13 protein-coding genes are annotated in these 14,025 nt (G+C 61.7%); 10 read left to right on the top strand and 3 right to left on the bottom strand.

Going from position 1 to position 14,025, the window contains the following annotated elements; all coding sequences use genetic code 11:
- Positions 1-54: 54 nt before the first annotated feature.
- The 6 genes from C0Z16_RS11915 to C0Z16_RS11890 all read left to right on the top strand — a co-directional run bounded on the left by C0Z16_RS11915 (position 55) and on the right by C0Z16_RS11890 (position 6,823).
- Positions 55-1,014, top strand: coding sequence for an MBL fold metallo-hydrolase (locus C0Z16_RS11915; protein WP_102632357.1), 960 nt, complete (start codon positions 55-57; stop codon positions 1,012-1,014).
- A 74-nt stretch (positions 1,015-1,088) separates the two neighbouring features.
- Positions 1,089-2,807: an FAD-dependent oxidoreductase gene (locus C0Z16_RS11910; RefSeq protein ID WP_102632356.1), complete on the top strand. Its 1,719-nt coding sequence runs from the start codon at positions 1,089-1,091 to the stop codon at positions 2,805-2,807.
- Positions 2,808-2,875: 68 nt separating this feature from the next.
- Entirely contained in the window at positions 2,876-3,112 is a 237-nt protein-coding gene (locus C0Z16_RS11905; protein WP_102632355.1) for a DUF2783 domain-containing protein, read from the top strand.
- Positions 3,113-3,291: 179 nt separating this feature from the next.
- The gene (locus C0Z16_RS11900) at positions 3,292-4,650 is read left to right on the top strand and encodes an MFS transporter (RefSeq protein ID WP_102632354.1); all 1,359 of its coding nucleotides are present in this window, start codon (positions 3,292-3,294) and stop codon (positions 4,648-4,650) included.
- A 69-nt stretch (positions 4,651-4,719) separates the two neighbouring features.
- On the top strand, positions 4,720-5,421 hold the full coding sequence (locus C0Z16_RS11895) for a 4'-phosphopantetheinyl transferase family protein (protein ID WP_102632353.1): 702 nt from the start codon (positions 4,720-4,722) through the stop codon (positions 5,419-5,421).
- A 166-nt stretch (positions 5,422-5,587) separates the two neighbouring features.
- Complete coding sequence (locus C0Z16_RS11890; protein ID WP_102632352.1) at positions 5,588-6,823, top strand: YbfB/YjiJ family MFS transporter; 1,236 nt, start codon at positions 5,588-5,590, stop codon at positions 6,821-6,823.
- Positions 6,824-6,839: 16 nt separating this feature from the next.
- Here the strand turns inward: C0Z16_RS11890 and C0Z16_RS11885 are convergent, their stop codons facing one another.
- The 3 genes from C0Z16_RS11885 to C0Z16_RS11880 form a co-directional block, all read right to left on the bottom strand.
- A complete protein-coding gene (locus C0Z16_RS11885; protein WP_102632351.1) occupies positions 6,840-7,313 on the bottom strand; it encodes an Lrp/AsnC family transcriptional regulator in 474 nt (157 codons plus the stop codon).
- Positions 7,314-7,666: 353 nt separating this feature from the next.
- Complete coding sequence (locus tag C0Z16_RS39325) at positions 7,667-7,789, bottom strand: hypothetical protein (protein ID WP_279635061.1); 123 nt, start codon at positions 7,787-7,789, stop codon at positions 7,667-7,669.
- Between the two features lie 66 nt (positions 7,790-7,855).
- Complete coding sequence (locus tag C0Z16_RS11880; RefSeq protein ID WP_102632350.1) at positions 7,856-8,911, bottom strand: LacI family DNA-binding transcriptional regulator; 1,056 nt, start codon at positions 8,909-8,911, stop codon at positions 7,856-7,858.
- Between the two features lie 198 nt (positions 8,912-9,109).
- On the opposite strand from C0Z16_RS11880, the gene C0Z16_RS11875 reads away from it, so the two are divergent.
- The 4 genes from C0Z16_RS11875 to C0Z16_RS11860 all read left to right on the top strand — a co-directional run bounded on the left by C0Z16_RS11875 (position 9,110) and on the right by C0Z16_RS11860 (position 14,012).
- Positions 9,110-10,135 (top strand): TRAP transporter substrate-binding protein, encoded by a 1,026-nt coding sequence (locus C0Z16_RS11875; RefSeq protein ID WP_102632349.1) that lies wholly within the window; start codon positions 9,110-9,112, stop codon positions 10,133-10,135.
- Positions 10,136-10,197: 62 nt separating this feature from the next.
- The gene (locus C0Z16_RS11870; RefSeq protein WP_102632348.1) at positions 10,198-12,084 is read left to right on the top strand and encodes a TRAP transporter large permease; all 1,887 of its coding nucleotides are present in this window, start codon (positions 10,198-10,200) and stop codon (positions 12,082-12,084) included.
- 93 nt (positions 12,085-12,177) lie between these two features.
- Positions 12,178-12,717 carry a VOC family protein gene (locus C0Z16_RS11865; protein WP_102632347.1) on the top strand — a complete coding sequence of 180 codons (540 nt, stop codon included), beginning with the start codon at positions 12,178-12,180 and terminating at the stop codon, positions 12,715-12,717.
- A complete protein-coding gene (locus tag C0Z16_RS11860) occupies positions 12,714-14,012 on the top strand; it encodes a ribulose-bisphosphate carboxylase large subunit family protein (protein WP_102632346.1) in 1,299 nt (432 codons plus the stop codon). Before C0Z16_RS11865 ends, C0Z16_RS11860 begins: the two co-directional genes overlap by 4 nt.
- Positions 14,013-14,025: the final 13 nt, after the last annotated feature.

Genomic DNA, 14,025 nt, shown 5'->3' with positions numbered 1-14,025 from the left:
GCAGCGCGCAGCCGGCCGTCTCGCCTCAACGTCCAACTTTTGAGGGAGACAAGCATGGCAAAGGCATTCGCATCCCAGGCCGATCTGGAAGTCAAGAAAGTCACATGGACGCAGCTGTCCGAGAACGCCTATGCGTACACGGCGGAAGGCGATCCGAACTCGGGCGTGATCATCGGCGAGGACGGTGTGCTCATCGTCGACACCACCGCCACGCCCGCTATGGCACAAGACCTCATCGCGAAGATTCGCAGCGTTACTGACAAGCCGATCAAATACGTCGTGCTCTCGCACTATCACGCGGTGCGCGTGCTCGGCGCGTCGGCGTATTTCGAGGAAGGCGCTCAGGAAGTGATCGCGAGCCGCGGCACATACGAGATGATCGTCGAGCGCGGCGAAGCGGACATGAAGTCGGAGATCGAGCGCTTCCCGCGTCTCTTTGCCGGCGTCGAAACCGTGCCGGGTCTGACGTGGCCGACGCTTGTCTTCGAAAAGGAAATGACGCTGTTCCTCGGCAAGCTCGAAGTGCGCATCGCGCATCTGGGCGCGGGTCATACGAAGGGCGACACCGTCGTATGGCTGCCGTCGCAGAAGGTGCTGTTTTCCGGCGATCTCGTCGAGTACGACGCAGCCTGCTATTGCGGCGACGCGCAGCTCGAACAATGGCCGGCCACACTCGAAGCCTTGCGCGCGCTGAACGCTGAGAAGCTCGTGCCGGGCCGCGGCCCCGCGTTGACCACGCCCGAAGACGTCAACAAAGGCCTCGATTACACGAAGGATTTCGTCACGACGCTGTTACAGCAGGGCCGCGAAGCCGTCGAACAGAAGCTCGATCTGAAGGCCGCGATGGCCCACACGCGCAAGGCAATGGATCCGAAGTTCGGCCACGTGTTTATCTACGAACATTGTTTGCCGTTCGACGTCTCGCGTGCTTTCGATGAAGCAAGCGGCATCACGCATCCGCGCATCTGGACCGCGCAGCGCGACAAGGATATGTGGGACGCGCTGCAGGCCTGACCGGCACAAAAAGAATAGAAGCACCGAAGCACAGCAACACAGCAGAACAAAGCGGAGAAGGACGGAGACACAAGATGAGCATCAACTACCAGACGCTGTCGTTCGAATATCAGCCGTGCCGCGAACAGACCGCGCAAAGCACGCAAAGCGGCGCGGAGCAGGCGGCCTATCCGGTGATCGTGGTCGGCGCCGGTCCGGTGGGCCTTGCCACCGCGATCGACATTGCGCAGCAGGGCGTGCCGGTCGTACTTGTGGACGACGACTGTTCGTTGTCCACCGGTTCGCGGGCGATCTGCTTCTCGAAGCGCTCGCTCGATATTTTCGATCGCCTGGGATGCGGCCAGCGGATGGTGGACAAGGGCATCAGCTGGAATGTCGGCAAGGTGTTCCTCAAGCATGAACTCGTCTATTCGTTCAATCTGCAGCCGGAAGCGGGCCATCATCGGCCTGCGTTCATCAACCTGCAGCAGTACTACGTCGAAGGTTTTCTGCTGGAACGCGCGCAGGAAATGCCGAACGTCGAGATCCGCTGGAAAAGCAAAGTGGTCGGCGTGCAGCAAAACGGAACGCCGGGTACGGGTGACGCGGCCGTGACGTTGACCGTCGAAACGCCTAACGGTCAGTACGCGTTGCGCGGCCGTTATGTGGTCGCCGCCGATGGCTCGCGTAGTCCGATTCGCAATCTGATGGGACTCGACAGCAAAGGCGTCACGTTCAAGGATCGCTTCCTGATCGCCGACGTGAAAATGGAAGCGGACTTTCCAACCGAGCGCTGGTTCTGGTTCGATCCGCCGTTTCATCCGAATCAATCGGTGTTGCTGCATCGTCAGCCCGATAACGTGTGGCGGATCGATTTTCAACTTGGCTGGGACGCCGACCCGGTGCTCGAAAAAACGCCGGAGCGTGTGATTCCGCGTGTGCGTGCCTTGCTTGGACCCGATGCAAAGTTCGAACTGGAATGGGTCAGCGTCTACACCTTTTCGTGTTTGAGGATGGAACGCTTCCGGCACGGCAACGTGTTGTTCGCAGGCGATTCCGCACATGGCGTGTCGCCGTTCGGCGCACGCGGTGCGAATAGCGGCGTGCAGGACGCGGAAAACCTCGCATGGAAACTGGCGATGGTGCTTAACGGCAAAGCGTCGGACGCATTGCTCGACACGTATGCAAGCGAACGCGAATTCGCCGCCGACGAAAACATCCGCAACTCCACGCGCTCCACCGATTTCATTACGCCGAAGAGCCCCGTGAGCCGCGTGTTCCGCGACGCTGTGCTGAAGCTCGCGCGTCATCATCCGTTCGCACGACAACTGACGAACAGCGGGCGCCTCTCCGTGCCTGCGGTCTTGAGCGACTCTCCGCTCAATACTGCGGATAGCGACAGCTTCGAAGGCTCGATGGTGCCGGGCGCCTCGTGTGTGGATGCGCCAGTGCAGGCGGCTCACGAATCGACGTGGCTACTTCAATATCTCGGCCAGCAATTCACGGGCGTGCTGTTCTGCGGTGAACAAGGTATCGACGCGGCAACCAAGGCTGCATTCAATGCGCTTCGTACAAGCGCGATTCCGTTGAAGCTTGTCGTGATCACGCGCGGCGAAGCAAAGGCTGAGGCGTATTCGGGCGTGAGCGTTTTGCATGACGCGGAAGGTCTCGCGAGCGCGCGCTACGACGCGAAACCCGGCACGTTCTATCTGATCCGGCCGGACCAGCATGTTTGCGCGCGCTGGCGGCGACTCGACACGCTCGCGGTCGGCCATGCGTTGAAACGCGCGTTGTGCGTGGAAGGCACGGCCTGAAACGGCCGCATGTGCGGAGAAAAACAGAACCTGCGCTGCACGCAAAGATACGTATCTGGAGACACAAAATGGCATTGAACACGCAACCCAATCTCGCCCGTCCCGACGATTTCTACGAGGCGTTGATCGACATGCATCGCGATCTCGACGATGCGCGCAGCCAGTCCGCGAATGCGCAACTCATTCTGCTGCTCGCCAATCATATCGGCGATCACGCGACGCTGCTCGAAGCGATCCGGCACGCGCGTGAAGGCGTGGACGATGCATCGCCCGAAGGTGGCGAAGTTCATCCGCTGGCCGCTTAACCGGCACCAGACGTACAGCAAACGCGCGCATAGCGGCCCCGGCCGAGCGCGATTCATTACGGCGATGCGGGGATTCTACGTTCTCGCATGCCGTCCCTCAGCAGACAACAAGCGGCGCATCAAGACGCCGGACCCGGCGGGTCCGTTGGACCCTCACGCCCCATGTTTGGAGATAACAGATGACTCAATCCCTTGCCCCCGCGCTCGAGCCCGGTTCAAGCGCGGCCGCGCATGACGACCTGCTGTATCGCAAAGTCTCGCTGCGGATCGTTCCGTTTCTGTTTCTCTGCTACGTCGTGTCGTTTCTCGACCGCATCAATATCGGCTTCGCGCAGTTACAGATGAAGCATGACCTCGGTTTCAGCGACGCCATGTATGGTCTCGGCGCTGCGGTGTTCTACATCGGCTACGTTTTATTCGAAGTGCCAAGTAATTTGCTGCTCGCGCGGTTCGGCGCACGCCGCACGTTCACGCGGATCATGCTGCTATGGGGCATTGTTTCGGTCGGCATGATGATGGTGTCGACACCCGCGCATTTCTATGTGCTGCGTTTCATGCTTGGCGTGTTCGAAGCCGGCTTTTTTCCGGGCATTGTGCTGTATCTGACCTACTGGTACCCGGCTCGGCGGCGCGCGGCGGTGCTGTCGATTTTCTTCGCAGGCGTCGCGGTCGCGGGCGTGCTCGGCGGTCTCGTGTCGGGCTGGATCATGCGCGATATGGGCGGCGTGCTCGGCCTGTTCGGCTGGCAGTGGATGTTTGTGATCGAAGGCGCGCCCGCCGTCGTGCTCGGTCTGCTTGCCGCGTTCTATCTGGTCGACGGTCCGCAGCAGGCAAAGTGGCTTACCGCCAACGAGAAAGCGCAACTGATCGCGCAACGCGATGAAGACCGCGCTACATTGCCGCATTCGTCGCATTCGTCGCATTCGCCGCATTCGCCGCATTCATCGCGCTCGTTCATGCAAGCGTTGTCCAATCCGCGCGTCTACCTGTTCGCATTCATCTATTTCTCCCTGACGTGCGCTTCGTTGACGCTGAGTTTCTGGATGCCGTTGATGATCCGCGACTTCGGCATCCGCGATGTTCTTGCGATTAGCCTTTACAGCGTGATTCCGAATGCAATCGGCGCGGTCGGCCTGATTCTGATCGCGCGTCATTCGGACCGGCGCGGCGAGCGCCGCCGCCACTTCGCGGTATGCACGATCGGCGGCGGTGTGGCGCTTTCGCTTTTGACGCTGCATTTAAGCAGTTTTCCGGCGATGCTCGCGCTTCTCTCGCTGGCAACCGTTCTGATTTTCGCTGCGTTGCCGATCTTCTGGACCGTGCCCTCGAGTTATCTGTCCGGCGCCGCGGCGGCGGGCGGCATTGCGTTGATCAGCAGTATCGGGATTACGAGCGGCATCGTCAGTCCTTGGGTGATCGGGCAGATCAAGACGCACACCGGCAGCATGGACAACGCGCTTTATCTGCTGACCGGGTTGTTGTTCGCGAGCGGTATCGCGTTGCTGGTCGGCGTGCCGAGAGAAACGAAGCGCGTCTGAAGCGATGGCGCGTTTGGCAAGCGCTATCGTGTAGAGTCGCGATGATCCCACTGCGCCTCGATCCTTGCGATGTCTGTCACCGTCGAACCCGTTCCGCTGCCGCACGCAGGCCCGCCCGATGTTTCGTTGTGGCGAGTCGACTTCTCCTTCGACGCATCGCTCGATGCTGCGGCCTTCACATCACTCAGTGACGACGAGCGCGACAGGGCGCGCCACTTCCACCGCCACGAAGACGCGCTGCGTTTTGCCACAACGCGCGTCGCGTTGCGGGATGAACTCGCGCGTAGGCTCGGTGTCGAGTCGCACGCGATCCGCTTCACGCTCGACGCAAACCGGCGCCCGCGCCTCGCGGATTTCTACCCGCTCGATTTCAACGTATCGCATGCCGGCGCGCACGGATTGATCGCGATGTCGCCGGTTCGGCGCGTCGGTGTCGATATCGAGCAGCACAGCGACAAATTCGACTGGCGTTCCATCGCGACGCTGACGCTCGATCCAGGCGAGGCGGCGTGGATCGAGCGCCTCGATGCTTCCGAACAAACGAACGCCTTCTACGATGCATGGACTGCCAAGGAAGCACTCGTCAAAGCAACGGGGGCGGGCATCACACGCGGCTTGCATCATCTAGCCGTGCTGCCGCGCGCGGACAGTCGCGTGACGTTGCGCCATTCCATCCCCGACGACATGCGTGAGATTGCCGCGCAATGGATCGCCGCGCCGCGTGGCTATGCTGCGTGCGCCGCGTGGTCGTGGGCGCCGCTTGCGCGGTAACACAGCGGTTCACGCACAGATTCCCGCACAGGTTCCCGCCGCGCGCCTTGCCGCGCACTGTAATGCAACTAACTGTCAGCCCCGCCCGGCGCCTCCGGATATGATGGCGAAGCGCTGCAAGCTGATAACGCCGGTCAGCAACATGCCTGTCAACCCACACTAGCCCATGCCGACAAACCCATTGGACGCCGCGCGATCCTCCATGGCTGCCGAAGCGTCGCAACGCTTTCCGACCTTGATGCTGGCCGCTGCGTTGTCTTTGGGAAGCGCGATTGCGCTGGGACTCGCACGCTTCGCTTACGCGCTGCTGTTGCCTTCAATGAAACTCGATCTCGGCTGGACCTTCGCTCAAGCCGGCGCGATGAACACCGCGAATGCGCTCGGTTACCTGCTCGGTGCGCTCGCTTTTCCGCGACTCGCGCGTCAATGGCGCGCCGATAGGCTATTCGTCGCCGGTTGCGTTGCGACTGCGTTTCTCATGGCCGGCAGCGGCTTGCTCGCCGACACCGATTCGCTGCTCGTCTTGCGCGTGATCACAGGCGCGAGCAGCGCGGCGATTTTCATCAGCGGTGGCGTGCTCGCCGCGCGGCTTGCATCGGCGAGACCACGCGATGCAGGTCTCGTTCTCGGCCTCTATTACGGCGGCACGGGATGGGGCATTGTCGCTTCGTCGGTACTCGTGCCGTTGACGATTGTCGAGCGCGTTCATGGCTGGCAATTCGCGTGGTTCGCGTTGGCCGCTGCATGCGCGGTGTTCGCCGCCGCGGCCGTCGGCGCGGCGCGCAAGATCGAAGGCTTGCATGCTGTCGCAGCACCGGCCGCGCAATCGGCTCACATCGACCACGTCCCCCGCTGGCCGCGTTTCGCTCGCGCGCTCTTCGGCTATGGTTTGTTCGGCGTCGGCTATATCGGCTACATGACGTTCATTGTCGCGCTGCTGCGCAACGCGGGCATGAGCGCGGCTGTCGTCACGGGCTTTTATCTGTTGCTCGGTATCGCGACGGTGGCCTCCGCGCGCGTGTGGTCCGGGCTGCTCGATCGCATGCGTGGCGGCGAGGCGCTGGCGGTACTCAACGCGCTGCTCGCGGTGGCGACGCTGCTGCCCGCATTGTTCACGCAACCGTGGGTCGCGTTCGCATCGGGTGCGCTGTTCGGCGCGACGTTCCTCTCGGCCGTCGCGTCGACCACGGCCTTCGTGCGCCACAATCTGCCGACGACTCACTGGGCCAAGGGCATCAGCGCGTTCACGATCGTGTTCGCGTTCGGGCAGATCGTTGGCCCGATCGTGATCGGCTGGGTGTCGGATGGAGCGGGTCTCGCACGCGGCCTCATCTATTCCGCGCTACTGCTCGCGGGAGGCGCGGTGTTCGCCGCGTGTCAGAAGCCGCTGCACGCAAGCTGAATGCGCACAGCGTGCATCACACCTGTACCGACGGAATGCTCTTCATGCAGCGCAGCGCGAACATGGACCGGCTATGACGAATGCCCGCGATCTTGTATAGCTTCTCGCGCAGGAATCGCTCGTAGCCGGCGGTGCCGTCGACGGCCACCTTGACCAGATAGTCGTAATCGCCCGACACCAGGTACGCTTCGAGCACTTCGGTGAGCGCCGCCAGTTCAGCGCCGAAGCGGGCAAGCGCGTCGTCGTCGTGCCGATCCAGCGTGACTTCGAGCAGTACGACATCCGCGAAGCCTAACTTCTGTTGATCGAGCAACGCGACGTAGCCGCGAATGTAGCCCTCGCTTTCCAACTGACGCGTGCGGTTCCAGCAGGCGGTGGTCGACATGCCGACGAGTTCGGCCAATTCCGCGTTGCTCAGGCGCGCGTTCTTTTGCAATGCGCGCATGATCTTGCGGTCGTGATTGTCCAGCGCGCGGCTTTTAGCGATCATGAGCAGGTCGGAACGTCGTTCATAGAAACGTGATTCTAACGGAAGAACATCCCGATACGCGGGGCGCTTTGGATTGCTTTAAGAAGCCTATCCAACGGGGCCAACAGTATATTTCCAGGGTGCATTCGTGCCCGGGACAACCGTCCGGGTCGTCGACCAACTGGCGGCCCACGCGGCCACAAGCCGCTAGATGCGTAGCGCTGCTTTTACAGAAGGCGGCATGTGAGGAAACTGCGACGCTACCCGCTCGCAGCGAACGCTCGCTCGGGCACAAGTGCATGTATCGCGCACCACACGTGCGAAAGAAACGCGCGGCCACAGGAGGGCCGCGCCAGCGGATGTGTTTCGAGTGATTAATGGAAAATCAGGTACAGGATAATCAGCACGATCACCGGAACACCGAGAAGCCAGCCGAGCAGATAAGGCATGATGTGTCTCCTTTCGCGTTGAGTTGGAACACGAACGAGATTCAGCATGTCCCGTGCCTGAAGTGCTCACCGTCACCACGCGAAAACCGCGAGCCTGCGTAAAAGTCCTGCAAATCAAGGTAGATTCTCGCGCAGCACGATGCTGAACTGCACCGGCTTCACGTCGCTCATTGCGTCGCGCTTGTCGCGCACATTGCGGAAAATCCGCAAACAGTTTCCCACCATTGCCTGTGGTGTTTGCGTGATCAATGCATCCATTGTTCCGTCGATTAGCAAAGCTCGCGTGTCCGGCGTCAAGCCGTGGCCAACGAACAGAATCTTTTGTTCCGAGCGCGCTTCGACGATTGCCCGCGCCACGCCATCCGATCCACCGCCGCTGTTGTAAATGCCGGCGAGGTCGGGATGCTGCTCGAGCAGCTTGCGCGTTTGCATATAGTTGCGTTCGCTATCGTCCTGTCCTTCACGCAGTCCGATCACGCGCACTTGCGGAAACGTCGATTCAATCAGATGAAGAAAGCCGATCTCGCGTTCTTCGTGCCCGCGATAGTTTAGGCTGCCCGCAAGCATCGCGATTTTTCCGCGTGGTCGCGGACCCATGAAACGCCCCAGCAATAAAGCCGCGGTGCGTCCCGCGGAACGATTGTCGATGCCCACGTAAGCAAGCCGCCGTGCATTCGACAGATCAGAAATCAGCGTAATGGCCGGCACGCCCTGATCGGCAAGCGCGTTCACGGCATCGCGCACCACCGGGTGTTCCAGCGCCATGAACACGACGCCATCCGCACGTTGTCCGTAATGCAGCAGACGGTCAGCCAGCTCTTTCGGGTTGAAACTCTCGACGTAATGGACGCGGCACTTCATGTCGAGCGCATTCCACTGATCGTGCGCGAAGTCGATGTAGTCGCCGAGCATGTGCAAATAGCGATTGGTGCCGGCAGGCAGCAGGAACGCTATGCGCATGGGCTTCGAAGCGGGCCCGGCAGGCGCTTGCGGCGTGAGCAGATAGCCGAGTTGCGCGGCCGCTTGCAACACGCGCTGCGCGGTAACAGGGCGCACGCCTTCGCGGCTATTGAGCACACGATCCACCGTGGCCGTCGAGACGCCGGCGGTGCGCGCAATGTCTGGAATGCGAGCGCGCGCAGCGGCGGTGAGGTTAACCGGATCGGACATAACCGTCCTTCGCAGATTGAAAGTCCATCAAAAACCATCAGGTTCGCGGTTTGACAGCGATTGCCGCGCACGCCTAGTCTTGCAGCTATCACACCACGACTCAACGCACATGATCGGAAGTCAGCGCGCTGCCAGCAAGTGATGATGTTTTTTGATGGATTCGACAGTCGCATCAATTATAAGCAAGGAGACGCTCAAATGACCAACCTCGCGAGACGCGCATTACTGCGTGCCGCCGCCATTGCACCGGTGGCCGGCGCGCTGGGAGTTCCGGCGATCGTGCGCGCTGCGTCCGGCCCGGAGTTCGTGTTCAAGTACGGCAATAACCTGCCGCTTACGCATCCACTGAACGTGCGCGCGCAGGAGGCGGCCAATCAGATCCGCGAGGCGTCGAAAGGGCGCATGGAGATCCGCATATTTCCGAACAATCAGTTGGGCGGCGATACCGACATGCTCGCGCAGGTGCGCAGCGGCGGCATCGAGATGTTCACGCCGTCGGCACTCGTCGTCTCGACGCTCGCGCCATCCGTTGCGATCAACGCAGTGGGCTTCGCGTTTAACGATTACAACCAGGTGTGGAGCGCGATGGACGGCAAGCTTGGCGCGTATGTGCGCGCAGCCATGCAGAAGGCCGGGCTCGAATCGTTCGAAAAGATGTGGGACAACGGCTTCCGTCAGACGACGACCAGCAACGGTCCGATCACGAGTGCACAGAACATGCGCGGTCTGAAGATTCGCGTGCCGGTGAGCCCGCTTAGCATCGACATGTTCAAGGGCCTGGGCGCGGCTCCCACCAGCTTGCAGTTCAGCGAAGTGTATTCGTCGCTGCAAACGCATATCGTCGATGCACAGGAAAACCCGCTGCCGATCGTGCAGGTCGCCAAGCTCTATGAAGTGCAGAAGTATTGCTCGCTGACCAACCACATGTGGGACGGCTACTGGTTCGTGCTGAACCAGCGTGCATGGCAGCGCCTGCCGAAAGACCTGCAAGGCATTGCGAGCGATGCATTCAATCAGGGCGCTTTGAAGCAGCGCGAAGATGTGCGCAAGCTCAACGACGCAGCCGTTGCCGATCTGCAAAGCAAGGGTCTTGCGATCAACCGTCCCGCGCCGGATTCATTCCGCGCGGCACTGCGCCAGGCAGGTTTCTACGCGGAATGGAAAAGCAGGTTCGGCAATCAGGCGTGGGACCTGCTCGAACAATCGGTCGGCAAACTGGCCTGATGGCGCAGCACGCGAGTAAGCAGCAGACGACGCGTGGCGCGCGGCCGCGAGGAGACAGCAGGATGTCCAATCACGTATTGAATACCGCGAAGGCGGCCGTGTCGTTGCCGACGGCGAGCACGCCGCGCCGCTGGTTGCGAGCGCTCGATCGCGGCTTGATCGCGGTCGTCGAAGTGTGCGCGGCAACGCTGCTTGCTGTTGAAATCGTCGTGATGCTGGCAGGCGTGGTGTCGCGCTACGTTTTGCATCAGCCTCTCGTCTGGTCGGACGAACTCGCCGGCATCCTCTTCCTATGGCTTGCGATGCTCGGCGCGGTCCTTGCATTGCGACGCGGCGAACACATGCGAATGACGGCGCTTGTCAGCCGTCTATCGCCGCAGCGGCGCGCGTTTGTCGATACGCTGGCCATTACTGCGTCGATCGCGTTGCTCGCCCTGTTGGTCGCGCCGGCGTACGACTACGCATCCGGCGAAGCGGCCATTGTGACGCCCGCCATGCAGATCAGCAACGCGTGGCGCGCGCTTGCGTTGCCGATCGGCGCGGCGCTGATGCTGCTCGTGGGGCTGATCCGGCTCGCGCAGATCAGCCGCGTTCGCGACGTCGTCATCGTGCTCATTATCGCGGCGTTGCTCGGGGCAGTGGCCGTGTTGGCAGGTCCATGGTTGCAGACGCTCGGCAAGGCGAACCTCGTCATCTTTTTTGTGGGCGTGGTCGCCATCGGCATCTTCTCCGGCGTGCCGATCGGGTTTTCGTTCGCGCTCGCGACGTTCGGCTATCTCGGCCTCTCGACCTTTACGCCGCTTGAAGTCGTCGTGGGCCGCATGGACGAAGGCATGTCGCATCTCGTGCTGCTGGCGGTGCCGCTGTTTGTGTTTCTTGGCTTGCTGATCGAAATGACAGGCATGGCGCGCGCGATGATCGAGTTTCTCGCGAGCCTCGTCGGTCACGTGCGCGGAGGCTTGTCGTTCGTCCTGATCGGCGCGATGTATCTCGTGTCGGGCATCTCCGGTTCGAAAGTAGCGGACATGGCCGCAATCGCGCCCGTCTTGTTTCCGGAGATGAAAAAGCGCGGCGCGTCCGAAGGCGATCTTGTCGCTTTGCTCGCCACCACCGGCGCGCAAAGCGAAACCATTCCACCGAGCATCGTGCTGATTACGATTGGCTCCGTCACTGGTCTGTCTATCTCCGCGCTATTCACCGCGGGCATGTTGCCCGGTGCGGTGTTGGCGCTGATTCTGTGCGTCGTGGTGGGATGGCGCTATCGCAAGGAAGATCTGAGCGGCGCACAGCGTTTCAGCAGGCGGCAGATCGGCCGGCTCTTTATCGTTTCGCTGCCGGCACTCGCGTTGCCCTTCGTGATCCGCGCGGCGGTGGTCGAAGGCGTGGCGACCGCAACGGAAGTGTCGACCATCGGCATTGCTTACTCGATGTTGACCGGCCTCCTGATCTATCGCGGATTCGAGTGGCGGCGACTGCCCCGCATGCTGGTCGATGCGGCGACGTTGTCCGGCGCGATTCTGTTCATTATCGGCTGCGCTACCGCGATGGCGTGGGCGCTCACGCAATCCGGCTTCTCGCAGGACCTTGCGCAATGGATGGGTGCGATGCCCGGCGGCGCATACGGTTTTCTCGCGGTGTCGATTGTCGTGTTCGTGATGCTCGGCAGCGTGCTCGAAGGGATTCCCGCGATTGTGCTGTTCGGCCCGTTGCTGTTTCCAATCGCGCGGCTTGCCGGTGTGCATGAGGTGCACTACGCGATCGTCGTGATTCTTTCGATGGGTGTCGGTCTCTTTTCGCCGCCGTTCGGCGTCGGCTACTACTCGGCGTGCGCAATCAGCAAGGTCAATCCCGACGCGGGCATTCGTCCTATCGTCGGCTATATGGGGGCGCTGATCGTCGGGCTGGTTATCGTCGCCGCGATCCCCTGGATTTCAATCGGGTTTCTCTAACTGCGTTCTCTCGGATCGACCTTCAGGCGCTGCGTTTTTCGCCGCGCCGGGGAGTCGCTCGTCTTTCAATATCTGCTGCATGGGGAGAGTTTTATGAGTCGTTTCTTTGGCGAGATTCGCCAGGCGGGGTACGTGGTGCGCGATATCGAGGCCGCCATGGATTACTGGAGCCGCGTGCTTGGCGTCGGTCCATGGTTTTACAACGAACGGGTGCCGATTGAAAACTACACGTATCGCGGGGAATCGTATGAGGTCCATAACTCCGTCGCGTTGGCAAACTCGGGGCCGTTGCAGGTCGAGCTGATCCAGACACGCAACGCAGCGCCGTCGATGTACCGCGATTTTCTCGCTGCCGGCAATACGGGGCTGCAGCACAACGCTTACTGGACCACTTCGTTCGACGCCGATCTCGCGCGCTTGCAGGAACAGGGCTTCACGGTTGCAATGAGCGGCGAGGTTGGCCGCAATGGCCGCTTCGTGTACTTCGATACGGAGAATCATCCGGGTACGGTGATTGAGTTGTCGGAGATTGCGGGCCCGAAAGGCAAACTGTTCGACATGATCTATGCGGCCTCGCGCGATTGGGACGGTCGCGAGCCGGTGCGCCGCTTTCCTGATCTGACCACGCTATGAGCGAGACACCGCAACGGCATGGGGCCGATCACAATTCGCTCGAAGCCGACTATCTGATCGAGACTCCGCTCGATCCCGCGCGTGTCGCCGAGATCATGGCGGGCGAGCAGTCGAGCGGGACCTTCGTGCGAGTGGCCAACGAGACGGACGCGTTGCGTGCGCGAAGCCGCGCGAGCGTAGTGCGCATCGACGAACTGGACGCGGCGGCGAAGCCGAGCTTACCGAGCGCATGGCTTGCGCGCCAGGATGTGCGTGGACCGTGGCGGCGCGCCCGCGTGACGCTGTCGTTTCCGCTTGCCAACATCGATACAAACTTGCCGACGCTTGCCGCGACCGTCGCGGGCAATCTGTACGATCTCGGCGAAGTCACCGGCATGCGGCTGTTGTCACTGCGCTTGCCGGCTTCATATCGCGCGCGTTTTGAAGCGCCGCGTCATGGCGTGAAGGGCACGCGTACGCTGACGCAAGTGACCGACGGGCCGATGATCGGCACCATCATCAAGCCGAACGTCGGGCTGAGTGCGGCCGAAACCGCGGCATTGGTGCGCGATCTGTGCGAAGCCGGTGTCGATTTCATCAAGGACGATGAAGTCAGCGCGAACCCGGTGCATGCGCCGCTTGCCGAGCGTGTGCGCGCGGTGATGTCCGAAATACGCCGTTATCGCGAACGCAGCGGCCGTCACGTGATGGTCGCCTTCAATATCACCGACGATCTCGACGCCATGCGCCGTCACGCGGAACTGGTGGAGCGTGAGGGCGGCAGTTGCGTGATGGCGAGCATCAACTGGTGCGGCTTTTCCGCGATCCAGACGCTGCGCCGCGCGACGCCGCTCGTGCTGCACGCGCATCGCAACGGCTACGGCATGATGTCGCGCGATCCTGCGCTCGGCATATCGTTTCAGGCTTATCAGACGTTGTGGCGGTTGACCGGCGTCGATCACATGCACGTGCATGGCCTCGCCGGCAAATTTGCGCAAAGCGACGAAGAAGTCATCGACTCGGCACGCGATTGCGCGACGCCGCTTGCGCCGGGTTGCGACGACGCGGTGTTGCCGGCGTTTTCCTCGGGCCAGTGGGCCGGCACTGCGCAAGCTACCTTCGACGCATTGCAATCCACCGACTTGCTGTTCATGTCGGGCGGCGGCATCCTCGCGCATCCGGACGGTCCCGCAGCGGGCGTCACGAGTGTGCGGCAGGCGTGGGCCGCGGTGCAGGCAGGCACGCCGCTGTCAGCGTACGCCGAGCACATGCCTGAACTGCGGCGCGCGCTCGAATTTTTCGGTGGCCGCACGTGAATTCACAAGACAT

Origin of the sequence: Paraburkholderia rhynchosiae (genome assembly GCF_002879865.1) — a bacterium.
Classification (GTDB): Bacteria; Pseudomonadota; Gammaproteobacteria; order Burkholderiales; family Burkholderiaceae; genus Paraburkholderia; species Paraburkholderia rhynchosiae.
The sequence above is the reverse complement of the archived record's forward strand: the minus strand, read 5'-3'. Positions and strand labels throughout refer to the sequence as shown.